The organism is Burkholderia perseverans, assembly GCF_022870505.1.
Taxonomy (GTDB): Bacteria; Pseudomonadota; Gammaproteobacteria; order Burkholderiales; family Burkholderiaceae; genus Burkholderia; species Burkholderia plantarii.
This window is the reverse complement of sequence record NZ_CP045094.1, coordinates 2965967-2989960: the sequence shown is the minus strand read 5'-3', so window position 1 is coordinate 2989960 and position 23994 is coordinate 2965967. Positions and strand designations below refer to the sequence as shown.

Sequence of the window (23994 nt, the reverse complement as noted above, 5' to 3'; positions counted from 1 at the left end):
AATAGATGCGATCTATAGAATGGCGTCTGTCAGCATCGGTCATGGTTCCGATGCGCAGTCACCAGGAGGTCGCATCATGAAAAAGACAATATCGATGTACTGGCCGCTCGCGATCGTCGTCCCGCTTGCCGCTGCCGCCTATCTGCACGCCTCGGCCGCCGCGCGCCCGAGCGAGCCGCTGGCGATCCGGCAGGCTTCGGCGGAACTGGCCCGCACGGTGTCGTTCGGGCTCGTCGGCGAGTCGCCCGACGCCGCGTCGGCCACGCCGATCGTCGCCACCAAGGCACTCTGATGTCGCGCCGGCCGGCCGCGACAAACGGGGCGCGCCTGTATAATGGCGCGCTTCCCTTTTTCGCGGCCGCTGGCCGCCACCCGGCCGCACGATGAAACGCGCCTCCATCTGCTTCGTCTGTCTCGGCAACATCTGCCGGTCGCCGACCGCGGAGGGCGTGATGCGCGCCCAGGTCGACGCGGCCGGGCTTGCGCATGCAATCGAGATCGACTCGGCCGGCACCGGCGACTGGCATGTCGGCGCGCCGCCCGATCCGCGCGCCCAGCAGGCGGCGCGCGCACGTGGCTACGATCTCTCGGCGCTGCGCGCGCGCCAGGTCGAGGCAGCCGATTTCGCGCGCTTCGACCTGCTGCTGGCGATGGACGACGCGAACCTGGCCGAACTGCGCCGCCGCGCGCCGGCCGAACATCACCACAAGCTGCGCCTGCTGATGGAGTTCGCCGGCGACGGCACCGCGCGTGAAGTGGCCGATCCCTATTTCGGCGGCGCGCACGGTTTCGAGCAGGTGCTCGACCAGTGCGAGGCCGCCTGCGCGGGCCTGCTCGCCTCGTTGCAGGCGCGCCGCACCGACTGATCCGGGCCGCTGCGAGGCAATGCAGCGTTCGCTGAATCCCCTTTTACGGGCAGGGATACTTGACTAAAAACGTCAGATATTTATACTTGACCAAAATCGTCAAGATTGCTGTCCCCTACGACTATGAGACTCACCACGAAAGGCCGTTTCGCCGTCACGGCGATGATTGACTTGGCACTGCGCCAGGAGCAGGGGCCGGTGACGCTTGCAGGCATCAGCCAGCGCCAGCGCATCTCGCTCTCGTACCTGGAGCAGTTGTTTGGAAAGCTGCGCCGGCACGAGATCGTCGAATCGGTCCGCGGGCCGGGCGGCGGCTACAATCTCGCGCGCCGCGCCGCCGACGTGACGGTGGCGGACATCATCATCGCGGTCGATGAGCCGCTCGATGCGACGCAATGCGGCGGGAAGGGGACCTGTGAAGGGACCAAGCAACCCGACGGGCATTGCATGACGCACGAGCTCTGGTCGACGCTCAACCAGAAGATGGTCGAATACCTCGACTCGGTGTCGCTGCAGGATCTCGTCGATCAGCAGCGTGCCAAAGAGGGGGCGCCCGCCGTGCTGCGCGATCGCCGCGCGCCGGAGCCGGCCGCCCCCGTGGAGCCTGTGCGGGCGATGCCGCTCGGGCCGAACTCGGTGTTCAACATCGCGAGTTCGTGACGCGCGGCAGGCCGCGCGCATCGATTGTCTACACAAAAAAGAATCGTCCCTGCATTGAATGAATACCCGGAGCGACAGATGAACAACGATATTCCTCACCTGCCCATCTATATGGACTACAGCGCGACGACCCCGGTCGATCCGCGCGTCGTCGACAAGATGGTGCCGTATCTGCGCGAGCAGTTCGGCAACCCGGCATCGCGCAGCCACGCTTACGGCTGGGATGCGGAGCGCGCGGTCGAAGAGGCGCGCGAGCAGGTGGCGGCACTCGTGAACGCGGACCCGCGCGAGATCATCTGGACGTCCGGCGCGACCGAATCGGACAACCTCGCGATCAAGGGCGCGGCGCACTTCTACCAAGGCAAGGGCAAGCACATCATCACGGTGAAGACCGAGCACAAGGCCGTGCTCGATACCTGCCGCGAGCTCGAGCGCGAAGGCTTCGAGGTCACCTACCTCGACGTGAAGGACGACGGCCTGATCGATCTCGAGGTATTCAAGGCCGCGCTGCGCCCCGACACGATCCTGGTCTCGGTGATGCATGTGAACAACGAGATCGGCGTGATCCAGGACATCGAGACGATCGGCGAGATCTGCCGCGAGAAGGGCATCGTGTTCCACGTCGACGCGGCGCAGTCGACCGGCAAGGCGCCGATCGATCTCGCGAAGCTGAAGGTCGACCTGATGTCGTTCTCGGCGCACAAGACCTACGGCCCGAAGGGCATCGGCGCGCTCTACGTGCGCCGCAAGCCGCGCGTGCGGATCGAGGCGCAGATGCATGGCGGCGGCCACGAGCGCGGCATGCGTTCGGGCACGCTGGCGACGCACCAGATCGTCGGTATGGGCGAGGCCTTCCGCCTCGCGCGCGAGGAAATGGCGGTCGAGAACGAGCGCGTGCGCGCGCTGCGCGACAAGCTGCTGCGCGGCCTCTCGCAGATCGAGGAAACCTACGTGAACGGCGACATGGAGCAGCGTGTCCCGCACAACCTGAACATCAGCTTCAACTTCGTCGAAGGCGAGTCGCTGATCATGGCGATCAAGGACGTGGCGGTATCGTCCGGTTCGGCCTGCACCTCGGCGTCGCTGGAGCCGTCCTACGTGCTGCGCGCGCTCGGCCGCAACGACGAACTCGCCCACAGCTCGATCCGCTTCACGGTCGGCCGCTTCACGACCGAGCAGGACGTCGACTACGTGATCAACCTGCTGCAGGGCAAGATCGCGAAGCTGCGCGACCTGTCGCCGCTCTGGGAAATGCACAAGGACGGCATCGACCTCTCGACGATCGAGTGGGCCGCACACTGAATGAAGTTCGCGCGGCCCGGCGCCGCGTACACGTAACGCACAGGAGTCGAACATGTCTTACAGCAACAAGGTTCTGGATCACTACGAAAACCCGCGCAACGTCGGTTCGTTCTCGAAGGACGACGACGCGGTCGGTACCGGCATGGTCGGCGCGCCGGCCTGCGGCGACGTGATGAAGCTGCAGATTCGCGTCGGCACCGACGGCGTGATCGAAGACGCGAAGTTCAAGACCTACGGCTGCGGTTCGGCGATCGCCTCGAGCTCGCTCGTCACCGAATGGGTGAAGGGCAAGACGCTCGACCAGGCGCTGGCCATCAAGAACACGCAGATCGCCGAGGAACTCGCGCTGCCGCCGGTGAAGATCCACTGCTCGATCCTTGCCGAGGACGCGATCAAGGCGGCCGTGGCCGACTATCGCAAGCGTCACGACGCGACGGCGGAAGACGGCCAGGCGGCCTGAGCGCCGGCAGCAGGTGCGGTGCGCCGCCGGCACGGCCGGTGGCGAGGTTTATCGAGGAAGACGCACGCGCAAGACGCGTGCGACCAGGAACATCATGGCAATCACACTGACCGAAAAAGCAGCGCAACACGTACAGAAGTACCTGACGCGACGCGGCAAGGGGCTGGGCCTGCGGCTCGGCGTGCGCACGACCGGTTGCTCGGGGCTCGCCTACAAGCTCGAGTATGTCGACGACGTCGCGACCGAGGATCAGGTGTTCGAGAGCCATGGCGTGAAGGTCGTGGTCGATCCGAAGAGCCTCGCCTACATCGACGGCACCGAACTCGACTTCGCGCGCGAAGGGTTGAACGAAGGCTTCAAGTTCAACAATCCGAACGTGAAGGACGAATGCGGCTGCGGCGAGTCGTTCCGCATCTGAGGGCGAACCGCGCGATGCGGGCGACAGGCGGCACTGGCCGCCTTTTTCTTGTGCGGCACGCGCCGCGCCCATGCACTCCCTCATGCCCCTGGTTGGACGCCACGCGATGAATTCGCTGAAAGACAGCTATTTCGAACTCTTTCACCTGCCGGCGCAGTTCGCGCTCGATGCCGGCGCGCTCGACACGGCTTATCGCGCCGTGCAGTCGCAAGTGCATCCGGACCGCTTCGCCGCGGCCGGCGACGCGCAGAAGCGCATCGCGATGCAGTGGGCGACGCGCGCCAATGAGGCGTACCAGACGCTGCGCGATCCGTTGAAGCGCGCGATCTATCTGTTGTCGCTGCGCAGCGTGGACGTCGGCGCGGAAAACAACACCGCGATGGAGCCGGCGTTCCTGATGCAGCAGATGGAATGGCGCGAGGCGATCGAGGATGCGGCGGGCGCGAAGAACGTGCCGGCGCTCGATGCGCTGCTCGCCGAACTGCGCGACGAGAAACGTGCGCGCTTCGACAAGCTCGCGGCCCTGCTCGACAGCGGTTCGGATCAGGGCGCGGCCGAGGCCGTGCGGCAGCTGATGTTCATCGAGCGCGTGGCCGCCGAAGTGGCCGTGCAGATCGAACGTCTCGAAGATTAACCGCGCTTCGCCGTGTCTCGCACACGGCGCGCGATGCAAGCGGGGCCGCAGGCCCCTCACCGAAGATACCGATGGCTTTACTGCAAATCTCCGAACCCGGCATGGCGCCCGCGCCGCATCAGCGGCGCCTCGCCGTCGGCATCGATCTCGGCACGACGAACTCGCTCGTCGCGTCGGTGCGCAACAGCGTGCCCGAAGTGCTGCCCGACGACGAAGGCCGCGCGCTGCTGCCGTCCGTGGTCCGCTACCTCGAGAAGGGCGGCCGCCGGATCGGCCACGCCGCCAAGGACGCGGCGGCCAGCGATCCGCGCAACACGATCGTCTCGGTCAAGCGCTTCATGGGCCGCGGCAAGGCCGAAGTCGAACACGCGGCGAACGCGCCCTACGACTTCGTCGACGCGCCGGGCATGGTGCAGATCCGCACCGTCGACGGCGTGAAAAGCCCGGTCGAGGTGTCGGCCGAAATCCTCGCGACGCTGCGCCAGCGCGCCGAGGATACGCTCGGCGACGATCTGGTCGGCGCGGTGATCACCGTGCCCGCCTATTTCGACGACGCGCAGCGCCAGGCGACCAAGGACGCCGCGCGGCTCGCCGGCCTGAACGTGCTGCGCCTCCTGAACGAACCGACCGCGGCCGCGATCGCCTATGGCCTCGACAACGGCGCGGAAGGGCTCTATGCCGTCTACGACCTCGGCGGCGGCACCTTCGACCTGTCGATCCTGAAGCTGACCAAGGGCGTGTTCGAAGTGCTCGCGGCGGGCGGCGATTCGGCGCTCGGCGGCGACGATTTCGACCACGCGCTGTTCGCGCAGGTGCTCGCGACGGCCGGCATCGAGGCGGCCACGCTGTCGGCCGAGGACGTGCGCGCGCTGCTCGACCGCGCGCGCGCGGTCAAGGAAGCGCTCACCGATCAACCGCAGGTGGCGTTCGAACTGACGCTGTCGAACGGCGTGGCGATCGCGCAGACCCTCACGGCCGAGGCGTTTGCCGCGCTGGTCGAGCCGCTGGTGGCGCGCACGCTGGCGCCGACGCGCAAGGCGCTGCGCGACGCGCAGGTGACCACGGCCGAGATCAAGGGCGTGGTGCTGGTGGGCGGCGCGACGCGCATGCCGGTGATTCGCGCGGCGGTCGAGCGCTTCTTCGGCCAGCCGCCGCTCGTCAATCTCGATCCGGACCAGGTCGTCGCGCTCGGCGCGGCGGTGCAGGCCGACCTGCTGGCCGGCAACCGCGCCAACGGCGACGACTGGTTGCTGCTCGACGTGATCCCGCTGTCGCTCGGCGTCGAAACCATGGGCGGCCTGGTCGAGAAGATCATCCCGCGCAACTCGACGATCCCGGTCGCGCGCGCGCAGGAATTCACGACCTTCAAGGACGGCCAGACCGCGATGGCGATCCACGTCGTGCAGGGCGAGCGCGAACTGGTGGCCGATTGCCGTTCGCTCGCGCGCTTCGAGCTGCGCGGCATCCCGCCGATGACGGCCGGCGCGGCGCGGATTCGCGTGACCTATCAGGTGGACGCGGACGGGTTGCTGTCGGTGTTCGCGCGCGAGCAGCATTCGGGCGTCGAGGCGTCGGTGGTGGTGAAGCCGTCCTACGGCCTCGCCGACGACGACATCGCGAAGATGCTCGAGGACAGCTTCAAGACCGCCGAGGTCGACATGCGCGCCCGCGCGCTGCGCGAAGCGCAGGTCGAGGCGCAGCGCATCGTCGAGGCGACCGACGCGGCGCTCGCGATCGACGCCGACCTGCTCGACGCGGACGAACGCGCGGCGGTGGACGCGCTGATCGCGAAGGTGCGCGCGCTCGCGGGCGGCGACGACGCCGACGCGATCGAGGCGGCCACCAAGGCGCTCGCCGAGGGCACCGACGAATTCGCGGCGCGGCGCATGGACAAGAACATCCGGCGCGCGCTCGCGGGGCGCAGGCTCGACGAAATCTGAAACCGGCATCGCGCCCGGGCGCGATGCGATGTGGCGCGATGCGCCATCGATGAATCACGGAACCAACATGCCTCAACTCGTAGTGCTGCCTCACGTGGAACTCTGTCCGGACGGCGCGGTGATCGACGCGACGCCCGGCAAGAGCATCTGCGACAACCTGCTCGACAACGGCATCGAGATCGAGCACGCGTGCGAGAAGTCGTGCGCCTGTACGACCTGCCACGTGATCGTGCGCGAAGGCTTCAACTCGCTCGATCCGTCCGACGATGACGAGGACGATCTGCTCGATCGCGCCTGGGGGCTCGAACCGCAGTCGCGCCTGTCGTGCCAGGCGATCGTGAAGGACGATTCGGAGCTCGTCGTCGAGATTCCGAAGTACACGATCAACCACGCGAAAGAAAACCACTGATCCCCAACCCGTCACGAGGTGCGACGATGAAATGGACCGATTCGCGCGAGATCGCGATCGCGCTCGCCGACAAGTATCCCGACGTGGATCCGAGGACGATCCGCTTCACGGACCTGCATCAATGGGTGCTCGGACTCGACGGTTTCGACGATGCGCCGGACCGTTCGGGCGAGAAGATCCTGGAGGCAATCCAGCTGCTCTGGATCGACGAAGCCGACTACGACGACGTTTGATTCTGAGTCGCCTCGGCGTCCCTCCATGCAAAAACGCCTCGCGATCCGATGATCGCGAGGCGTTTTGCTTTGCGGCGCTGGCGTTGCCGCGGCGGTCAGCCCGCCACCAGCGTGCCGCGCTCGATGTGGACGCGCTGGCCCTGGCCGAACGGCGGAGGCTTGCGATAGGTGAACGTGCGGGTCGTGCCGTTTTCCATGTGGACGCGCACGTGGTAGTCGGTTTCGCTGCGCAGATGCTTCTCGACCGAGTTGCCGGCCAGGCCGCCGCCGAGCGCGCCGATGATCGTCATCGCGGTGCGGCCGCCGCCGCGCCCGAACTGGTTGCCGACGAGCCCACCGGCGGCCGCGCCGCCGACCGCGCCGAGCCCGGTGCCATGGCCCTCGGTGCGCGTCTCGGTGATGGCCACCACGGTGCCGCAGGTGTGGCAGACCGAGGCTTGCGGCTCGGCCGGCTGCTGCGCGTATTGCGGCGGCTGCGGCGTGGCGGGCGCGGCGCTCTGCGCCGGCGCGCGGGCCACGACGACGGGGGCGGGCGCGGGCGCCGGCTCGGCAGCCTGCGTCGGAGCCGGCTGCTGCGGCTGTTGGGCCTGCAGCGTCGCCGGGCTGGCCGTGCCGTTGGCCGGCGCGGCCGTATCGATGGTGGCGGGCGGCGTGTCGGCGGCCGGCGTGCCGCCGGCCTTCGGGAATACGCCGGTGATCGCGGCGGTGGCCGCGAGGCTCGCGACGATCACGGCGCCGGCGGCCGTGGCCACGAGCGGATGAAGGCGCTTGCGCGGCGCGGATGCGGTGGAATTCGTAGCGTTGTCCGGGTTGTCCATGTCGACTCTCCTGCGCACTCGATGTGCGTTTTTTCTATCGGAAAGTGTCGATCAACCGGACGCAGGGCGCGGTATCAAGTTGTAACGATTGCCGCGCCCGGGCGCTGAGCAAACGGGGCGGGAAGGCGGGAGGAGGGTGGCGCGGCCGGCCCGGCGCGGGGTGCGCGTCAGCAACCGCCGTGCCGCGGGAGCGGGAAATTTTACGTGCCGTTACAAAGCTGCCGCACGGGCCGCCCGGCAAAAGCGCGGCGGCCGGATCGTTCACGCGGATGGATGATCCGTGCGAGCGATCCGGTATGCGGGCATCAGTCCTCGCGGCGCAGATGCGGGAACAGCAGCACGTCGCGGATCGTCGGGCTGTCGGTCAGCAGCATCACGAGGCGGTCGATGCCGATCCCGCAGCCACCCGTCGGGGGCATGCCGTACTCGAGCGCGCGGATGTAGTCGGCGTCGAAGAACATCGCTTCCTCGTCGCCGGCGTCCTTCTGCTCGACCTGCTTCCTGAAGCGTGCGGCCTGGTCTTCCGGATCGTTGAGCTCCGAGAAGCCGTTGGCGATCTCGCGGCCCGTCATGAACAGCTCGAAGCGCTCGGTGATGCCGGGCACCGTGTCGGAGGCGCGCGCGAGCGGCGAGACCTCGACCGGGTAGTCGATGATGTAGGTCGGCTCCCACAGCTGCGACTCGGCGGTTTCCTCGAACAGCGCGAGCTGCAGCGAACCGAGGCCGGCGTTCAGGAACGCGGGCTGGTTCACGTCCACGCCGAAGCGCTTCAGCTCGGTGCGCAGGAACGCCGGATCGGCGAGCTGCGCGTCGCTGTAGTCAGGCGCGTACTTCTGGATCGCCTGCGTGATCGTGAGGCGGTGGAACGGCTTGGCGAGATCGAGTTCGCGGCCCTGATACTGGATCGTCGCGGTGCCGAGCGCGTCGATCGCGGCCTGGCGGATCAGCTGTTCGGTGAAGTCCATCAGCCAGCGGTAGTCGGTGTACGCGGCGTAGAACTCCATCATCGTGAATTCCGGGTTGTGACGCGGCGAGACGCCCTCGTTACGGAAATTCCGGTTGATCTCGAACACGCGCTCGAAGCCGCCGACGATCAGGCGCTTCAGGTACAGCTCCGGCGCGATGCGCAGGAACATCTGCATGTCGAGCGCGTTGTGGTGCGTGACGAACGGCTTGGCCGCCGCGCCGCCCGGGATCGGGTGCAGCATCGGCGTCTCGACTTCCATGAACTCGGCGTCGCTCATGAACTTGCGGATCGACGAGATCGCCTTGGTGCGCGCGCGGAACGTGCTGCGCGTCTCGGGCGTGACGATCAGGTCGACGTAGCGCTGGCGATAGCGCATCTCCTGGTCGGCGAGGCCGTGGAACTTGTCCGGCAGCGGACGCAGCGCCTTCGACAGCAGCCGCAGCTCGCTGCACTTGACCGACAGCTCGCCCTTGTTGGTGCGGAACAGCACGCCGCGCGCGGCGACGATGTCGCCGAGGTCCCACTTCTTGAACGCGTCGTAGGTCTCGGCGCCGACGTCGGCCGGCGTCACGAAGAACTGGATCTGGCCCGAGCCGTCCTGCACGGTCGCGAAGCTCGCCTTGCCCATCACGCGCTTGAGCATCATCCGGCCGGCGAGCCGGACCTCGAGCGTCTGCGCCTCGAGCGCGTCCTTGTCGGCATCCGCGTAGGTCGACTGCAGGTCGGCCGCGTGGTGCGTGGGCTGGAAGTCGTTCGGGTACGCGATGCCTTGCTCGCGCAGCGCGCGCAGCTTCTCGCGGCGCTCGGCGATGATCTGGTTTTCGTCGGTCGCGGGCGCGGCCTGCGGTTGGGTCGGTTCGGTCATGATGGTCGGAATTCGATGGGTAACTCGGGTGCGGCTTGCAACGAGCGTGGCGGCCCGGGCCGTCGCCACGCGCGGGGCGCGCTCGCGGCGCCGGCTCGCCCGCGGCGTCCGCGCGGGGCGCGGTGCCGCCGCGGCGGACTTGGCGGATCGGGCGGCGCGCGGCGCCGCCCGCGCTCAGACGCCCTGTTTCAGGCTCGCGCCGATGAAGTCGTCGAGATCGCCGTCGAGCACGGCTTTGGTGTTGCTCATTTCGACGTTGGTGCGCAGATCCTTCACGCGGCTCTGGTCGAGCACGTAGGAGCGGATCTGATGGCCCCAGCCCACGTCCGTCTTGCTCGATTCGAGCTTGTCCTGCTCGGCCTGGCGCTTGCGCATCTCGGCCTCGTAGAGGCGCGACTTCAGCATCGCCATCGCCTCGGCGCGGTTGCGGTGCTGCGAGCGGTCGTTCTGGCACTGCACCACGATGCCGGTCGGCATGTGCGTGATCCGCACCGCCGAATCGGTCTTGTTGATGTGCTGGCCGCCCGCGCCCGAGGCGCGATAGGTGTCGATGCGCAGGTCGGCCGGGTTCACCTCGACCTCGATCGAATCGTCGATCTCCGGATAGACGAACACCGACGAGAACGAGGTGTGGCGGCCGCCCGACGAGTCGAACGGCGACTTGCGCACGAGGCGGTGGATGCCGGTCTCGGTGCGCAGGAAGCCGTAGGCGTAGTCGCCGCTGACCTTGATCGTCGCGTTCTTGATGCCGGCCACGTCGCCGTCGGATTCTTCGAGCACCTCGGCCTTGAAGCCCTTGCGCTCGCAGTAGCGCAGGTACTGGCGCAGCAGCATCGACGCCCAGTCGCAGGCTTCGGTGCCGCCCGCGCCGGCCTGGATGTCGATGAAGCAGTTGTTCGGATCGGCCGGGTTCGAGAACATCCGGCGGAACTCGATGTCGGCCACGCGTTTTTCCAGCGCGGCGGCATCGCTCTCGCTCGCGACGAGCGTGTCCTCGTCGTCCTCTTCACGCGCCAGGTCGAACAGGTCGCGCGCGTCGCGCAGATCGTCGTCGAGCGCGCTCAGCGTCAGCACGACGCCTTCCAGCGACTTCTTCTCGCGGCCGAGCGCCTGGGCGTTCTTCGAATCGTTCCAGACGTTCGGGTCTTCGAGTTCCTTGTTGACTTCGGCTAGACGCGCGGACTTGGCGTCGTAGTCAAAGATACCCCCGTAGCTCGCCCGCGCGCCGGCGCAGGTCCGAGAGAGAGCTTTCGATCGCGTTGAGGCGTTCCGCTTCCATGATGTTGATCGCTTTTCCGGCTTCGTGAAAAGGCGAAATTATAGCCGATCGGGGGCGCCGGCCGGTGCGCCCGGCCGGGCGGGCGCGCTGCGCGATGGGGTTGGCGTGCAGGGAAATCGGGTACGAACCGCGTTGGCGGCCCCTGGTTGATGTCCCGGGCGCGGTGGCCGCCGGGGCGCGAGGGCAGGCGCGTGCGTTTCGGCCCGCGCTTCGCGGGAGCGGGGCGTTCTTTTGCCCGAAACGCCGTGTTGCCGGCCGTGCTTCGTCGGTACGCCCGCCGCTTTCGCGCCCGCTCAGGCCGCGTGTTCGACGATCAGCTGCACGCGCGTGACGCCGTTCCAGGTGTCGGCCGAGAGCCGGTAGGCGACGGTCGCGCGCGCCGGCAGCGGCTCGGTGTGGTTGAACCAGATCGCGCCGAAGCGCTGGCGGCCGCGCGTCAGTTGCAGCTTCAGGTGCTTGTCCTTGACGAGCGCCTGCGAGGCGACCTCGAACTCGCCCGAGAACAGCGGGGCCGGAAAGCCCTGGCCCCAGACGGCCGCGTCGATCAGCTCGACGAACTGCGGCGTGAAATAGGCGTCCTCGAGGTCGCCGTCGGTTTCGACCACGCGCGCGAGCGCGTCGGCGGACAGCCATTCGCGCGCGACCGCCTCGAACGCGGCCGCGAAGCGCGGCACCTTGTGCGTGTCGAGCGTGACGCCGGCCGCCATCGCGTGGCCGCCGAACGTGACGAGCAGGTCCGGCTCGCGCTTCGAGACAAGGTCGAGCGCGTCGCGCAGGTGGAAGCCCGGAATCGAGCGGCCCGAGCCCTTCACGCGCGCGCCGCTGTCGTCGGCGTGCGCGAACGTGAACGACGGCCGGTGGAACTTCTCCTTGAGCCGGCCCGCGACGATGCCGATCACGCCCTGGTGCCAGTCGGGATTGAACAGCGTGATGGTGGCCGCCTCGGCCGGATCGACGCTGGCCAGGTCGGCCAGCGCCTGCTGCTGCATGCCGGCCTCGATCTCGCGGCGCTCGCGGTTCATGGTGTCGAGTTGCTGGGCCAGATCCCAGGCGCGGCCGGCGTCGTCGGTGGTCAGGCATTCGATGCCGAGCGACATGTCCGAGAGCCGGCCCGCCGCGTTCAGGCGCGGCCCGAGGCCGAAGCCGAGGTCGAACCCCGAGGCGGTGCGCGCCTCGCGCGCGGCGGCGCGGAACAGCGCGGCGATGCCGGGCTGCATGCGGCCGTTGCGGATCCGCTGCAGGCCCTGCGCGACCAGCACGCGGTTGTTGCCGTCGAGGCGCACCACGTCGGCCACGGTACCGAGCGCGACCAGGTCGAGCAGGCCGTCGAGGCGCGGCTCGGGGCGCGCGGCGTCGAACGCGTTGCGGCGGCGCAGCTCGGCGCGCAGCGCGAGCAGCACGTAGAACATCACGCCGACGCCGGCGATGTGCTTGCTCGGGAACGTGCAGCCGGGCTGGTTCGGGTTGACGATCGCGCGCGCGGCCGGCAGCGTGCTGCCGGGCAGATGGTGGTCGGTCACCAGCACGTCGATGCCGAGCGCGTTGGCGGCGGCCACGCCGTCGACGCTGGCGATGCCGTTGTCGACCGTGATCAGCAGCTCGGGCTTGCGCGCCGCGGCGAGCTCGACGATCTCGGGCGTGAGGCCGTAGCCGTACTCGAAGCGGTTCGGCACCAGATAGTCGATCGTCGCGCCGAGCATGCGCAGCCCGCGCACGGCCACCGCGCAGGCGGTCGCGCCGTCGCAGTCGTAGTCGGCCACCACCAGCATCCGCTTGCCGGCGGCGAGCGCGTCGGCCAGCAGCGCGGCGGCGGCGTCGCAGCCCTTCAGGCCGCTGGGCGGCACGAGCCGCGCGAGCGTGGTCTCGATGTCCTCGGGGCAGGTGACGCCGCGCGCCGCGTAGAGGCGGGCGAGCACGGGATGCAGGCCGTGGCGCGCGAGCGCTTCGGCGTCGGCGGGGGAGGCGCGGCGGGTGACGATTCGGGTCATGCGATGTCGTTATTCGAACAGGGAGGCGAGCGCGCGGCGCCGCCAGAATTTGCGGAGCTCGCCGCGCGTCACGGCGAGCGTGGTCGAGCCGGTGTCGCCGCAGAGCGTGAGCGTGAGTTCGCGCAGCTCGCCCGTGCGCAGCGCGTCGAGCGCGGGCGCGAACCAGTCGCGCTCGAGCGCGTCGAGCGCCGCGCGCCAGCCGTACCAGTCCTGCTGGATGAACGGCACGGTGAGCGGATCGAGCTCGATCAGCGTGGCGCGTTCGTCGTCGCCGGCGTTGCCGGACGCGGCATCGGCTGCGGCGGACGCATCGAGCGCGCCGAACGCGCCGAACGCGGCCGGCGGCGCGGCGGCCGGCACGCGCGCCGCGAGCGCGAGCCCGCGCGTCGCGCAGGCGCTCGACAGCACGCGCGCGAACGGGCTCGTGACGGGCCGCAGCGTGCCCTGCCCGTGGAACCAGATCGAGTTCGCGCTGAACTGGCCGCGCGCTTCGCGGGCCTCGTTGACGGGATGGCCGAACCAGGCCATCTGCACCTCGTTCTGCAGTTTCATCCAGAGGCGCGAGCGTTCGCCCGTCTTCGCCTCGTGCGGCAGCCAGATCTCGATGTTGCGGCCGCTCGCGCGCAGCGGCGCGGCGCCGGCCAGCGCCGCGAGCGCCTCGCTCGACAGATACCAGCGGCGCGGGTCCGGCGCCTGCAGCCGTACCCCGAGTTCCTCGACGAGCGGCCGCGCGATCGCGAGCAGCGTCGCCGCCTCGGCTTCGGGCAGTGCCAGCGAGGTCGGGTCGATCAGCACCAGATGGTCGGTCGCGATCTGCACGTGGACCGGCTGCACGCAGGCCCATGGCGTGTCGCCGGGCGTCCCGCTGTCGGCGAGCAGCATGTAGGGGGCGAGCGGCGCTTCGTCGGCCGCGTGGCTATCGATTGCGCCGAAGCGCGCCGCGAGCCAGCGCTCGTGCGGCAGCGTGCGCTGGAAATCCTCGCCGGGCATCCGCTCGACGAGGCGCGCGCGGGCCAGCAGCGCGGCCAGCGCGGGGCTCGCCAGGTCGCGCAGCGAGGTGGCCGCGTCGGCGGCGGACGGCAGGGCGAACGGCAGCAGGAAATGGAGGCGACGGGGGGGAGGGTGGGCACGCATGATGGTGCGCATTGTAGGCCAAACGGCTGGGCCGGGCGGCGCCGATCGCGCGCCGCGCCTCCACGGCGCGGCCCCGGAGGACGGGAGGGAACGGCCACCGGGCGAGGCGCGGCGGCGCGCTGCCCGGCCTGACGTCCGGTCTTCTGTCCGGCGTATCGGCGTGCCTCCGATGCACCTCGCCGACACGGCGCTTTTTCAGAGATGGTTAAGCAATGTGTGGCAAACTTCGCGCGTGATCGGTGATGCCGCGCGCCGGTGCCGCCCCGGCGCATCGCCGCGTGCCGGAACATGCCGCCGGCCTTCCGCGGCCGCCGCAACCAGTGAAAAGGACCCGCTTGAAACTCCCGTATGAATGGCAGATCGGCTGGCGCTATACGCGTGCCGGCAAACGCACGACCGGCAACGGTTTCATCTCGTTCATCGCGGCCGTGTCGATGCTCGGCATCGCGCTCGGCGTCGCGGCGCTGATCGTCGTGCTGTCGGTGATGAACGGCTTCCAGACCCAGGTGCGCGATCGCATGCTGTCGGTGCTCGCGCACGTCGAGATCTTCTCGCCGACCGGCTCGATGCCCGACTGGCAGCTGACCGCCAGCGAGGCACGCCGCAATCCCGAGGTGATCGGCAGCGCGCCCTACGTCGAGGCACAGGCGTTGCTGACGCGGCAGGACGCCGTGAGCGGCGTGCTGCTGCGCGGCGTCGAGCCCACCCTCGAGCCGCAGGTGTCGGACGTCGGCAAGGACATGCGGGCCGGCTCGCTCGCGGCGCTGCAGCCGGGCGGCTTCGGCATCGTGCTCGGCACCGCGCTCGCCGGCAATCTCGGCGTATCGGTCGGCGACAAGGTCACGCTGGTCGCGCCCGAAGGCACCATCACGCCGGCCGGCATGCTGCCGCGCCTGAAGCAGTTCACGGTGGTGGGCGTGTTCGAATCGGGGCATTACGAATACGACAGCACGCTCGCGATGATCGACATCCAGGACGCGCAGACGCTGTTCCGCCTGCCCGCGCCGACCGGCGTGCGGCTGCGCCTGAAGGACATGCAGCGCGCGCCGCAGGTGGCGGTGGAGCTCTCGCATTCGCTGTCGGGCGAGCTTTACATCCGCGACTGGACCCAGCAGAACAAGACCTGGTTCTCGGCCGTGAAGATCGAGAAGCGCATGATGTTCATCATCCTGACGCTGATCATCGCGGTGGCCGCGTTCAATCTCGTCTCGTCGCTGGTGATGACGGTCACCAACAAGCAGGCCGACATCGCGATCCTGCGCACGCTCGGCGCGCAGCCGGGCTCGATCATGAAGATCTTCGTGGTGCAGGGCGTGACGGTGGGCTTCGTCGGCACGCTCTCGGGCGTCGCGCTCGGCAGCCTGATCGCCTGGAGCATCCCGTGGCTGATCCCGATGGTCGAGCACGCGTTCGGCGTGCAGTTCCTGCCGCCGTCGGTCTACTTCATCAGCGAGCTGCCGTCGGAACTCGTCGCGGGCGACGTGATCCGGATCGGCGTGATCGCGTTCGTGCTGTCGGCCGTGGCCACGCTCTATCCGAGCTGGCGCGCCGCGAAGGTGCGTCCGGCGGAGGCGCTGCGCTATGAATGACCGAATCGTGGAACCGGCAATGAACCAGAACAACCATCGGCCCGGCGCGCGCGAAGTCGTGCTCGCGGCAAGCGGCATCACCAAGTCGTTCGGCCAGGGCGGCCTCGACGTGAGCGTGCTGGCGAGCGCCTCGGTCACCGTGCATCGCGGCGAGAAGCTCGCGATCGTGGGCGCCTCGGGCTCCGGCAAGAGCACGCTGTTGCACGTGCTGGGCGGGCTCGACGAGCCGGGCACGGGCGAGGTGTCGCTGCTCGGCAAGCCGTTCACGCGGCTCGCCGAGCGCGAGCGCAACGAGCTGCGCAATCGCGCGCTCGGCTTCGTCTATCAGTTCCACCATCTGCTGCCGGAATTCTCGGCGCTCGACAACGTCGCGATGCCGCTGCGGATCCGCCGGCTGACCACGGCCGAGGCGCGCCATCACGCGCAGGACATGCTCGAGCGCGTGGGCCTCGGCCATCGCGCGAAGCATCGTCCCGGCGAGCTGTCGGGCGGCGAGCGGCAGCGCGTGGCGGTGGCGCGCGCGCTCGTCACGAAGCCGGCCTGCGTGCTGGCCGACGAGCCGACCGGCAACCTCGACGGCAGCACCGCCGATCACGTGTTCAACCTGATGCTCGAACTGTCGCGCACGCTCGACACGAGCTTCGTGATCGTCACGCACGATCCGGAACTGGCCGGGCGCTGCGACCGCATCCTGCGGCTGCGCGACGGCGTGCTGCACGAGGAGCCGGCCGTGCCGGCCTGAGGCCATGTGGATCGATACGCACTGCCATCTCGACGCCGGTGAATTCGACGCCGACCGCGACGCGGTGGCGGGCGCGGCGCGGGCGGCGGGCGTGTCGGGCATCGTGATCCCGAGCGTCGGGCGCGGCAATTTCGAGGTGGTGCGCGAACTCGCGCATCGCACCGCGGGCGGCAGCTACGCGCTCGGCATCCATCCGTTGTTCACGCCCGCCGCGCGCGACGAGGATCTCGACCGGCTGCGCATGGAGATCGAGGCGAGCCTCGACGATCCGCGTTTCGTCGCGATCGGCGAGATCGGCCTCGATTACTTCGTCGACGGGCTCGACAATCCACGCCAGGAACATTTCTATTACGAGCAGTTGAAGCTCGCGCGCGAGTTCGACCTGCCGGTGCTCTGCCACGTGCGCAAGTCGCAGGACCGTGTGCTGGCCGGGCTGCGCCGCTTTGGCGTGCAGCGCGGCATCGCGCACGCGTTCAACGGCAGCTTCCAGCAGGCCGAGGCGTTCATCGCGCACGGGCTGCATCTGGGCTTCGGCGGCAACGTGACGTTCGAGCGTGCGCGGCAGATCCGGCGGCTCGCGGAACAACTGCCGCTGGAGGCGCTGGTGATGGAGACCGATGCGCCCGACATCGCTCCAGAGTGGCGCTACAAGCAGCGCAACACGCCCGATCAGGTGCCGCGTATCGGTGAGACGATCGCCGCGCTGCGCGGTAGTGATATCGAGGCGATTGCGCGTGCGACTTCGGCGAACGCGCACGCGGCGCTGCCGCGTCTGGGTGGCGTGCCGGGCTGAGCGGGGCGCTTGCCGGGCTGTTGCTGCTTTTTTCTTCTTCCTTCTTCCTGCTTGCTGTTTCGGGCGTCGCGTTCTCGTTGCGTCGTTGAGCCGTTGTGTCGTCGCGCGATGCGGCGGCGACGCCGCACTACGCTGTCGCTCGTTATCCCGTTCGGCTAACGCGTGGGCGATGCCGGCCCCGCGCGCCCGATCGTCCGCATAATGATTCGCACGATGCGTCGCCTTCGCGGCGCGCGGGACGGGAGGCGCGATGCGGGAAGGCTGGATCGCGTTCGCGCTCGGCGTCGTGCTGTTGCAGCGGCGGCCCGTGCTGCCGGATGCGTTCGGGATGGCGGCCGTGGTGGCGGGCTGCGTGCTGCTGGCCGCCGTGTCGTGGCGCTGGCGCCGCGCCGCGGACCGGCGCGCGAGATGGGCCTCGGGCGTAGCGACGCTGGCGCTCGCGCTGCTGATCGGATTTGCGTATGCCGCCGTGCGCGCGCACTGGCGGCTTGCCGATTCGCTGCCGCTCGAATGGGAGCGGCGCGACATCGTCGTGACGGGCGTCGTGCATGGCCTGCCGGCGCGTGATGAAGCGGGCCTGCGCTTCCGGTTCGACGTCGACGGCAACGATGCCGGGCTCGCGCGGTTTCCGGCGCGGCTGCGCTTGTCGTGGATCGCGCGCGGCCGGCAGCCGGCGCCGCCCGTGATGCGGCCCGGCGAGCGCTGGCGCCTGACGGTGCGGCTGAAGCGTCCGCACGGGTACGCGAACCAGGGCGGGCGCGACGCGGAGGCGGGCTGGCTCGCGAACGGCATTCGCGCGCTCGGCTATGTGTCGGCGCCACGTCTTGCGACGCGCCTCGATACGCGGCTGCATGTGGGGCGACATATGCCGCGCGCGGCCATCGACCGGTTGCGCTTCGCGCTGCGCGAGCGGATTCGCGCGGTGCTCGGCGGCGCGCCGCACGCGGGGATCGTCGTCGCGCTCGCGATCGGCGCGCAGGACGACATCCCCGAAGCCGACTGGCAAGTGCTGCGCGCCACCGGCACGAGCCATCTGGTCGCGATCTCGGGGCTGCACATCAGCCTTGTCGGCGGCCTCGCGGGCTGGTTCGCGGCGGCGCTGTGGCGGCGCGCCTCGCTGCGCGGACGCGCGTTGCCGCTCGTGCTGCCGGCGCAGTACGCGGGCGCCTGCGTGGCCGTCTGCGCGGCGGGAGCCTATGCCGCACTGGCCGGGTTCAACGTGCCGGCGCAGCGCGCGTGGTGGATGCTGGCGGCGGCCTGCGTCGCCTATCTGAGCGGGCGGACCATCGCGCCGTCCACGACGCTCGCGTTCGCGCTCGGCTGCGTGCTGATCGCGGACCCGTGGGCCGTCCTCGCGCCGGGCTTCTGGCTGTCGTTCGGCGCGGTGGGAGTGATCCTGTTCGCGGTGTCGGGGCGGCGGGGGCGGCGGGCACGACGCGACGAGTCCGATCTCGATGACGCCGGCGAGGTGCCGCGGCAGGCGGGGCCGAACGGTGCGAGCGAGGCGGAGAGGGCGACAACGGGTGCAAGATGCGCCGCGAGGGCGGCTAGCGCGGCGAATATGGCGACGACGACGGCAGCGCCGATGCCGGCTGCGTCGCGCGTCGGTCCGGCATTGGCTGCCGCCGTGCGGGCCGGGAGACGCGCGCTGTTCGAACGCCTGCGCCGCGCCGGCCATCGCCTCGTCGAGGGCGCGCGCGTCCAGTATGCGGTGACGCTCGGACTCGCGCCGTTGACGGTCGTCTGGTTCGGCCAGATTCCGCTCGGCGGCGCGCCGGCGAACGCCATCGCGATTCCCTGGGTAAGTTCGCTCGTCACGCCGCTCGTGCTGATCGGGGTGATCGTGCCGGCGCCGCTCGATGCGTTGGCGTTCCATGCCGCGCGGGCGCTGCTCGCCGTGCTGTTCGCCGGTTTCGACGCGGCCGGCATGGACGGGCGCGCGATGCTGTGGATGCCGGCGCCGGGCTGGCCCGCACTCGCGGCGGCTTGCGTCGGCGCAGGCTGGGCGCTGATGCCGCGCGGCTGGCCGCTGCGCTGCGCCGCGCCGCTGGCCTGCTTGCCGTTCGTGTTGCCGCCGTCGCAGGCGCCGCCGCCCGGTGCGTTCCGGCTGACCCTGCTCGATGTCGGGCAGGGCTTGTCCGCGGTGGTCGAGACGGCGCGTCACGTACTCGTGTTCGATGCCGGACCCGGTGCCGAGTCGACGCACGCAGGCGAGCGCGTGGTCGTGCCATACCTGCGCGCGCGCGGCATCCGCACGCTCGACACGCTGATGATCAGCCATCCGGACGCCGATCACGCCGGCGGCGCGGTTGCCGTGCTCGAGGCGCTGCGGGTGCGCCAGCTGACCGGCGGCCTGCCGCGCGACAACGGCCTGTGGCGGCTCGCGCGCGAACGCGGCGTGCGCGACCGTCTGGTCTGCGCGGCCGGGCAGCGCTGGCGCTGGGACGGCGTCACGTTCGCGGTGCTGTGGCCGCGCGGCGGCCCGCGGTCGGGGCCGTCGAACGCGCAGTCCTGCGTGCTGCGCGTCTCGGCCGGCGGCCAGGCGGCGCTCCTGACCGGCGACATCGAGCGCGGCGCCGAGCAGGCGCTGCTGGCCGGCGCTCGCGCGAGTCTCTCGGCCGACGTGCTGGTGGTGCCGCACCACGGCAGCCGGACCTCGTCGTCGGAGCCGTTCGTCGACGCGGTCGCGCCGCGCAGCGCGTGGTTCCCGCTCGGCTACGCGAACCCGTTCGGGCATCCGCATCGGACCGTCTGGGCGCGCTTCGTCGCGCGCGGCATCCCGCTCGCGCGCAGCGACCGCGACGGCGAGGTCAGCACGATGCTCGGCGAGACCGGCACGGAGGGGAGGGCAGGCGGCGAGCCGCGCATCGAGCGCTATCGAACCACGCATCGCCGTTACTGGATGGAACGCTGACGCCCCGCCCGGGCCGCGACGGCACCCGAGTAGAGGGAACCATCGAAGCGTCGTCGGTGGCGGCGAATCGATATAAATCAATCGCTTACCGGGCCATTTCGAAAGCCGGGCACGGCATCCGGCGCGAATCGGCGGCCCATGCGACGACCGGGCCGCCGGGACGCGCTATGCTCGCTGGCAACGGCTCGTGCGGCCCCATGCGCACGGCCACGGAAACAGGAGACCCCGCCGTCTTGAAGGACATCCTCCATTTCTCGCACGCGAACGGCTTTCCCGCGTCGACCTACCGCACGCTGTTCGCCGAACTCGCCGATCACTACGAGATCCGCCATCTCGAACGGATCGGCCACGACCGCCGCTACCCGGTCACGCGCGACTGGCCGCATCTGGTCGAGGAACTGCTTGCCGAGGTCGGTCGCCAGTACACGCACCCGGTCTGGCTGGTCGGCCATTCGCTCGGCGGTTACCTGTCGCTGATGGCGGCGCTGAAGAAGCCGCAGTGGGTGAAGGGCGTGGTGATGCTGGACTCGCCGGTGATCGCGGGCTGGCGCAGCAGCCTGCTGCGCGTGAGCCAGTGGACGGGGCTCGACGAACGACTCTCGCCGGCCGCCGCCACGCGCACGCGGCGCACCCACTGGCCGAGCCGCGACGCCGCCTGGAAGCACTTCCGCGAGAAGCCGGCCTTCGCGCGCTGGGACGAACGCATGCTGGCCGACTACATCGACTACGGCATTCCGCAGACCGGTCCGTCGGGCGAGCGGCGCCTCGCGTTCGAACGCGACATCGAATACATGATCTACCGGACGCTGCCGCATACGCTCGGTGCGCGGCTCGCGCACGGCGCGCCGGTGCCGGTCGGGTTCCTGGCCGGCACGCGGTCGCGCGAAGTGCGGCAGGTCGGCCTCGACGCCACGCGCCGCGTCACCCACGGCCGCATCGAATGGCTCGAAGGCTCGCATCTGTTTCCGATGGAGCGGCCGATCGAGACGGTCCGCGCCTTGCAGCGGATGCTGAATACGTTGCGCGCCGTGCATGGCGGCGCGTGAGCCGCGCGCGGTGACGCGGCGATGACACGGACATGGCGCGCGGCAAGCGCAGGGAAGCGGCCGGCATCCACCGGCCCTGCCAGCGGCACCAGTGAGGCTCCTGCGCAAGACATGCCCGGACACGGCAGCGCTGGCACGATACCGGCATGATTAGCGGCAAACCCGGCGGCAAACCCGGCGGCAAACCCGGCGGCAAACCGGTGCCGCCACCGCCGCGCCGGCAAGCCACCCGGCGCCCCGCGCGACGCATTGAACGCTGCACCGACGGCGCGCGTGGATAGGGTGGGATCGACCCACAATTGCTGAGGGATGGGCGGCCTTTACGGTATAATCCGTTTTTCCCGCGAGCATCCAGCGATGACCAAATATGTTTTCGTCACCGGCGGCGTAGTGTCTTCACTCGGCAAGGGTATTGCCGCCGCTTCTCTCGCCGCGATCCTCGAATCGCGCGGTCTCAAAGTCACCCTCCTCAAGCTCGATCCGTACATCAATGTCGACCCCGGCACGATGAGCCCGTTCCAGCACGGCGAAGTGTTCGTGACGGAAGACGGCGCGGAGACGGACCTCGACCTCGGCCACTATGAGCGCTTCATCAGCACGAAGATGCGCAAGGCCAACAACTTCACGACCGGTCAGATCTACGAGTCGGTGATCCGCAAGGAGCGCCGTGGCGACTACCTGGGCAAGACGGTCCAGGTGATTCCGCACATCACGAACGAGATCCAGGCGTTCATCGAACGCGGCGCCGCGTCGGCGACCTGCGGCGAGCCCGACGTGGCGATCGTCGAGATCGGCGGCACGGTCGGTGACATCGAATCGCTGCCGTTCCTCGAGGCCGCGCGCCAGATGAGCCTGCGCATGGGCCGCAACAGCGCCTGCTTCGTCCACCTGACGCTGGTGCCGTATATCGCCACCGCCGGCGAACTGAAGACCAAGCCGACCCAGCACAGCGTGCAGAAGCTGCGCGAGATCGGCATCCTGCCGCACGTGCTGCTGTGCCGTGCGGACCGCCGCATCCCGGACGACGAATCGAAGAAGATCTCGCTGTTCTCGAACGTGCCCGAAGACGCCGTGATCTCGGTGTGGGACGTCGACAGCATCTACAAGATTCCGCAGATGCTGCACGACCAGGGCCTCGACAAGATCATCTGCGAGGAGCTGAAGCTCTCGCCGAAGGACGCGGACCTGAGCATGTGGGCGGGCCTCGTCGACAAGCTCGAGAATCCGCGCCACGAAGTGACGATCGGCATGGTCGGCAAGTACGTCGAGCTGACCGAATCGTACAAGTCGCTGATCGAGGCGCTGCGCCACGCGTCGATCCACACCTCGACGAAGGTCAACATCCAGTACCTCGACTCCGAGGAGATCGAGGCGAACGGCGTCGACAGCCTCAAGCATCTCGACGCGGTGCTGGTGCCGGGCGGCTTCGGCCGGCGCGGCACGGAAGGCAAGATCGCGGCGATCCGCCATGCGCGCGAGGCAAAGGTGCCGTATCTCGGCATCTGCCTCGGCATGCAGCTGGCGGTGATCGAATTCGCGCGCGACGTGGTCGGCCTGGCCGACGCGAACAGCACCGAGTTCGATCCGAACACGCCGAACCGCGTGGTCGCGCTGATCACCGAGTGGTACGACCGCGAAGGCAAGGTCGAGAAGCGTACCGAGGAATCGGATCTGGGCGGCACCATGCGGCTCGGTTCGCAGCGCTGCCCGATCAAGGCCGGCACGCTCGCGCAGGAAATCTACGGCACCGACGTCAACGAGCGTCACCGCCACCGCTACGAAGTGAACAACCGCTTCGTGCCGCAGCTGGAAGCGGGCGGCCTCGTGATCAGTGCGCGCACGCCGAGCGAGGATCTGCCGGAAATGATGGAGCTGCCGCGTTCGATGCACCCGTGGTTCGTCGGCGTGCAGTTCCACCCGGAATTCACGTCCACGCCGCGTGACGGCCATCCGCTCTTCAAGTCGTTCGTCGAAGCCGCGCTGGCTGGCCAGCAGGCGCGTGCCGGAGTGCAAGCATGAAACTGGGCGATTTCGAAGTCGGCCTCGACCGGCCGTTCTTCCTGATTGCCGGCACCTGCGTGGTCGAATCGGAGCAGATGACGATCGACACGGCGGGCCGGCTCAAGGAAATCTGCGCGAAGCTGAACGTGCCGTTCATCTACAAGTCGTCCTACGACAAGGCGAACCGCAGCTCCGGCAAGTCGTTCCGCGGGCTCGGCATGGACGAGGGGCTGCGCATCCTGTCCGAGGTCAAGCGCCAGCTCGGCCTGCCGGTGCTGACCGACGTCCATGCGATCGAGGAGATCGACGCGGTCGCGTCGGTCGTCGACGTGCTGCAGACGCCGGCGTTCCTCTGCCGCCAGACCGATTTCATCCAGGCCTGCGCGCGCTCGGGCAAGCCCGTCAACATCAAGAAGGGCCAGTTCCTCGCGCCGCACGACATGAAGAACGTGATCGACAAGGCCCGTGACGCGGCGCGCGAAGCGGGGCTCTCGGAAGACCGCTTCTTCGCCTGCGAGCGCGGCGTCTCGTTCGGCTACAACAATCTCGTGTCGGACATGCGCTCGCTCGCGATCATGCGCGAGACGGGCGCGCCGGTCGTGTTCGACGCGACCCATTCGGTGCAGCTGCCGGGCGGGCAGGGCACCAGCTCGGGCGGCCAGCGCGAATTCGTGCCGGTGCTCGCGCGCGCGGCGGTGGCCACCGGCGTGGCCGGGCTGTTCATGGAGACTCACCCGAATCCGGCCGAAGCGAAGTCCGACGGCCCGAACGCGGTGCCGCTGAACCGCATGGCCGCGCTGCTCGAGACGCTCGTCACGCTCGACGCGGCGGTCAAGCGCACGCCGTTCCTGGAAAACGATTTCAACTAATGCATGAACTTGACGGCGGGTGCGGGCGTCTGTAGCAAGGGTCCGCTTCGCCGTCACAGCCATCAAG

General features: G+C 69.3%; 22 protein-coding genes. 17 read left to right on the top strand and 5 right to left on the bottom strand.

The features are described from left to right. Window positions 1-76 precede the first annotated feature (76 nt). The 10 genes from BpN12_RS27795 to iscX all read left to right on the top strand — a co-directional run bounded on the left by BpN12_RS27795 (window position 77) and on the right by iscX (window position 6922). Window positions 77-292: a hypothetical protein gene (locus tag BpN12_RS27795; RefSeq protein ID WP_042625484.1), complete on the top strand. Its 216-nt coding sequence runs from the start codon at window positions 77-79 to the stop codon at window positions 290-292. Between the two features lie 91 nt (window positions 293-383). After that, window positions 384-866 carry a low molecular weight protein-tyrosine-phosphatase gene (locus BpN12_RS27790; protein ID WP_246795400.1) on the top strand — a complete coding sequence of 161 codons (483 nt, stop codon included), beginning with the start codon at window positions 384-386 and terminating at the stop codon, window positions 864-866. Window positions 867-989: 123 nt separating this feature from the next. Beyond that, on the top strand, window positions 990-1526 hold the full coding sequence (gene iscR, locus BpN12_RS27785) for a Fe-S cluster assembly transcriptional regulator IscR (protein WP_246795399.1): 537 nt from the start codon (window positions 990-992) through the stop codon (window positions 1524-1526). 78 nt (window positions 1527-1604) lie between these two features. Beyond that, window positions 1605-2828, top strand: coding sequence for an IscS subfamily cysteine desulfurase (locus BpN12_RS27780; RefSeq protein ID WP_246795398.1), 1224 nt, complete (start codon window positions 1605-1607; stop codon window positions 2826-2828). A gap of 52 nt (window positions 2829-2880) precedes the next feature. Continuing rightward, window positions 2881-3288 carry a Fe-S cluster assembly scaffold IscU gene (gene iscU / locus BpN12_RS27775; RefSeq protein ID WP_246795397.1) on the top strand — a complete coding sequence of 136 codons (408 nt, stop codon included), beginning with the start codon at window positions 2881-2883 and terminating at the stop codon, window positions 3286-3288. A gap of 94 nt (window positions 3289-3382) precedes the next feature. Then, window positions 3383-3706: an iron-sulfur cluster assembly protein IscA gene (iscA, locus tag BpN12_RS27770; protein WP_246795396.1), complete on the top strand. Its 324-nt coding sequence runs from the start codon at window positions 3383-3385 to the stop codon at window positions 3704-3706. Between the two features lie 106 nt (window positions 3707-3812). Next, the gene (hscB, locus tag BpN12_RS27765; protein WP_246795395.1) at window positions 3813-4340 is read left to right on the top strand and encodes a Fe-S protein assembly co-chaperone HscB; all 528 of its coding nucleotides are present in this window, start codon (window positions 3813-3815) and stop codon (window positions 4338-4340) included. Between the two features lie 71 nt (window positions 4341-4411). Beyond that, window positions 4412-6280 carry a Fe-S protein assembly chaperone HscA gene (gene hscA, locus BpN12_RS27760; protein WP_246795394.1) on the top strand — a complete coding sequence of 623 codons (1869 nt, stop codon included), beginning with the start codon at window positions 4412-4414 and terminating at the stop codon, window positions 6278-6280. Between the two features lie 67 nt (window positions 6281-6347). After that, on the top strand, window positions 6348-6689 hold the full coding sequence (gene fdx / locus BpN12_RS27755; RefSeq protein WP_246795393.1) for an ISC system 2Fe-2S type ferredoxin: 342 nt from the start codon (window positions 6348-6350) through the stop codon (window positions 6687-6689). Between the two features lie 26 nt (window positions 6690-6715). Then, the gene (gene iscX / locus BpN12_RS27750) at window positions 6716-6922 is read left to right on the top strand and encodes a Fe-S cluster assembly protein IscX (protein WP_246795392.1); all 207 of its coding nucleotides are present in this window, start codon (window positions 6716-6718) and stop codon (window positions 6920-6922) included. Between the two features lie 95 nt (window positions 6923-7017). On the opposite strand, the gene BpN12_RS27745 is transcribed toward iscX, so the two are convergent. From BpN12_RS27745 to BpN12_RS27725, 5 genes are all read right to left on the bottom strand, one after another. Beyond that, window positions 7018-7740 carry a glycine zipper 2TM domain-containing protein gene (locus BpN12_RS27745; RefSeq protein WP_246795391.1) on the bottom strand — a complete coding sequence of 241 codons (723 nt, stop codon included), beginning with the start codon at window positions 7738-7740 and terminating at the stop codon, window positions 7018-7020. Window positions 7741-8045: 305 nt separating this feature from the next. Continuing rightward, window positions 8046-9572, bottom strand: a complete 1527-nt coding sequence (gene lysS / locus BpN12_RS27740; RefSeq protein ID WP_246795390.1) for a lysine--tRNA ligase — start codon at window positions 9570-9572, stop codon at window positions 8046-8048. Between the two features lie 174 nt (window positions 9573-9746). Then, a complete protein-coding gene (gene prfB, locus BpN12_RS27735) occupies window positions 9747-10775 on the bottom strand; it encodes a peptide chain release factor 2 (RefSeq protein WP_246798025.1) in 1029 nt (342 codons plus the stop codon). A 369-nt stretch (window positions 10776-11144) separates the two neighbouring features. Beyond that, on the bottom strand, window positions 11145-12839 hold the full coding sequence (recJ, locus tag BpN12_RS27730) for a single-stranded-DNA-specific exonuclease RecJ (protein ID WP_246795389.1): 1695 nt from the start codon (window positions 12837-12839) through the stop codon (window positions 11145-11147). A 9-nt stretch (window positions 12840-12848) separates the two neighbouring features. Further along, window positions 12849-13985: a regulator gene (locus BpN12_RS27725; RefSeq protein ID WP_246795388.1), complete on the bottom strand. Its 1137-nt coding sequence runs from the start codon at window positions 13983-13985 to the stop codon at window positions 12849-12851. A gap of 323 nt (window positions 13986-14308) precedes the next feature. Between BpN12_RS27725 and BpN12_RS27720 the strand changes: the two genes are divergently transcribed. The 7 genes from BpN12_RS27720 (at window position 14309) to kdsA (ending at window position 23927) form a co-directional block, all read left to right on the top strand. Then, a complete protein-coding gene (locus tag BpN12_RS27720) occupies window positions 14309-15562 on the top strand; it encodes a lipoprotein-releasing ABC transporter permease subunit (protein ID WP_246795387.1) in 1254 nt (417 codons plus the stop codon). After that, complete coding sequence (lolD, locus tag BpN12_RS27715) at window positions 15555-16304, top strand: lipoprotein-releasing ABC transporter ATP-binding protein LolD (protein ID WP_425306330.1); 750 nt, start codon at window positions 15555-15557, stop codon at window positions 16302-16304. Before BpN12_RS27720 ends, lolD begins: the two co-directional genes overlap by 8 nt. Window positions 16305-16308: 4 nt before the next feature. Beyond that, window positions 16309-17097, top strand: coding sequence for a TatD family hydrolase (locus BpN12_RS27710; protein ID WP_246795385.1), 789 nt, complete (start codon window positions 16309-16311; stop codon window positions 17095-17097). Between the two features lie 250 nt (window positions 17098-17347). Beyond that, complete coding sequence (locus tag BpN12_RS27705) at window positions 17348-20011, top strand: DNA internalization-related competence protein ComEC/Rec2 (protein WP_246795384.1); 2664 nt, start codon at window positions 17348-17350, stop codon at window positions 20009-20011. 233 nt (window positions 20012-20244) lie between these two features. Further along, window positions 20245-21057 (top strand): alpha/beta fold hydrolase, encoded by an 813-nt coding sequence (locus BpN12_RS27700; protein ID WP_246795383.1) that lies wholly within the window; start codon window positions 20245-20247, stop codon window positions 21055-21057. A 357-nt stretch (window positions 21058-21414) separates the two neighbouring features. After that, entirely contained in the window at window positions 21415-23076 is a 1662-nt protein-coding gene (locus BpN12_RS27695) for a CTP synthase (protein ID WP_246795382.1), read from the top strand. Then, window positions 23073-23927, top strand: a complete 855-nt coding sequence (kdsA, locus tag BpN12_RS27690) for a 3-deoxy-8-phosphooctulonate synthase (protein WP_055138983.1) — start codon at window positions 23073-23075, stop codon at window positions 23925-23927. The genes BpN12_RS27695 and kdsA overlap by 4 nt, the downstream gene beginning before the upstream one ends. Window positions 23928-23994 lie beyond the last annotated feature (67 nt).

Excerpts from the sequence above, each read along its gene's own strand:
- BpN12_RS27725 (WP_246795388.1), bottom strand. The coding sequence starts at position 13,985 with ATGCGCACCATCATGCGTGCCCACCCTCCCCCCCGTCGCCTCCATTTC.
- lolD (WP_425306330.1), top strand. The coding sequence starts at position 15,555 with ATGAATGACCGAATCGTGGAACCGGCAATGAACCAGAACAACCATCGG.
- iscR (WP_246795399.1), top strand. The coding sequence starts at position 990 with ATGAGACTCACCACGAAAGGCCGTTTCGCCGTCACGGCGATGATTGAC.
- BpN12_RS27790 (WP_246795400.1), top strand. The coding sequence starts at position 384 with ATGAAACGCGCCTCCATCTGCTTCGTCTGTCTCGGCAACATCTGCCGG.
- recJ (WP_246795389.1), bottom strand. The coding sequence starts at position 12,839 with ATGACCCGAATCGTCACCCGCCGCGCCTCCCCCGCCGACGCCGAAGCG.
- iscX (WP_246795392.1), top strand. The coding sequence starts at position 6,716 with ATGAAATGGACCGATTCGCGCGAGATCGCGATCGCGCTCGCCGACAAG.
- hscB (WP_246795395.1), top strand. The coding sequence starts at position 3,813 with ATGAATTCGCTGAAAGACAGCTATTTCGAACTCTTTCACCTGCCGGCG.
- iscA (WP_246795396.1), top strand. The coding sequence starts at position 3,383 with ATGGCAATCACACTGACCGAAAAAGCAGCGCAACACGTACAGAAGTAC.
- BpN12_RS27695 (WP_246795382.1), top strand. The coding sequence starts at position 21,415 with ATGACCAAATATGTTTTCGTCACCGGCGGCGTAGTGTCTTCACTCGGC.
- iscU (WP_246795397.1), top strand. The coding sequence starts at position 2,881 with ATGTCTTACAGCAACAAGGTTCTGGATCACTACGAAAACCCGCGCAAC.
- BpN12_RS27795 (WP_042625484.1), top strand. The coding sequence starts at position 77 with ATGAAAAAGACAATATCGATGTACTGGCCGCTCGCGATCGTCGTCCCG.
- BpN12_RS27745 (WP_246795391.1), bottom strand. The coding sequence starts at position 7,740 with ATGGACAACCCGGACAACGCTACGAATTCCACCGCATCCGCGCCGCGC.
- hscA (WP_246795394.1), top strand. The coding sequence starts at position 4,412 with ATGGCTTTACTGCAAATCTCCGAACCCGGCATGGCGCCCGCGCCGCAT.
- BpN12_RS27705 (WP_246795384.1), top strand. The coding sequence starts at position 17,348 with ATGCGGGAAGGCTGGATCGCGTTCGCGCTCGGCGTCGTGCTGTTGCAG.
- kdsA (WP_055138983.1), top strand. The coding sequence starts at position 23,073 with ATGAAACTGGGCGATTTCGAAGTCGGCCTCGACCGGCCGTTCTTCCTG.
- fdx (WP_246795393.1), top strand. The coding sequence starts at position 6,348 with ATGCCTCAACTCGTAGTGCTGCCTCACGTGGAACTCTGTCCGGACGGC.
- BpN12_RS27780 (WP_246795398.1), top strand. The coding sequence starts at position 1,605 with ATGAACAACGATATTCCTCACCTGCCCATCTATATGGACTACAGCGCG.
- BpN12_RS27710 (WP_246795385.1), top strand. The coding sequence starts at position 16,309 with ATGTGGATCGATACGCACTGCCATCTCGACGCCGGTGAATTCGACGCC.
- lysS (WP_246795390.1), bottom strand. The coding sequence starts at position 9,572 with ATGACCGAACCGACCCAACCGCAGGCCGCGCCCGCGACCGACGAAAAC.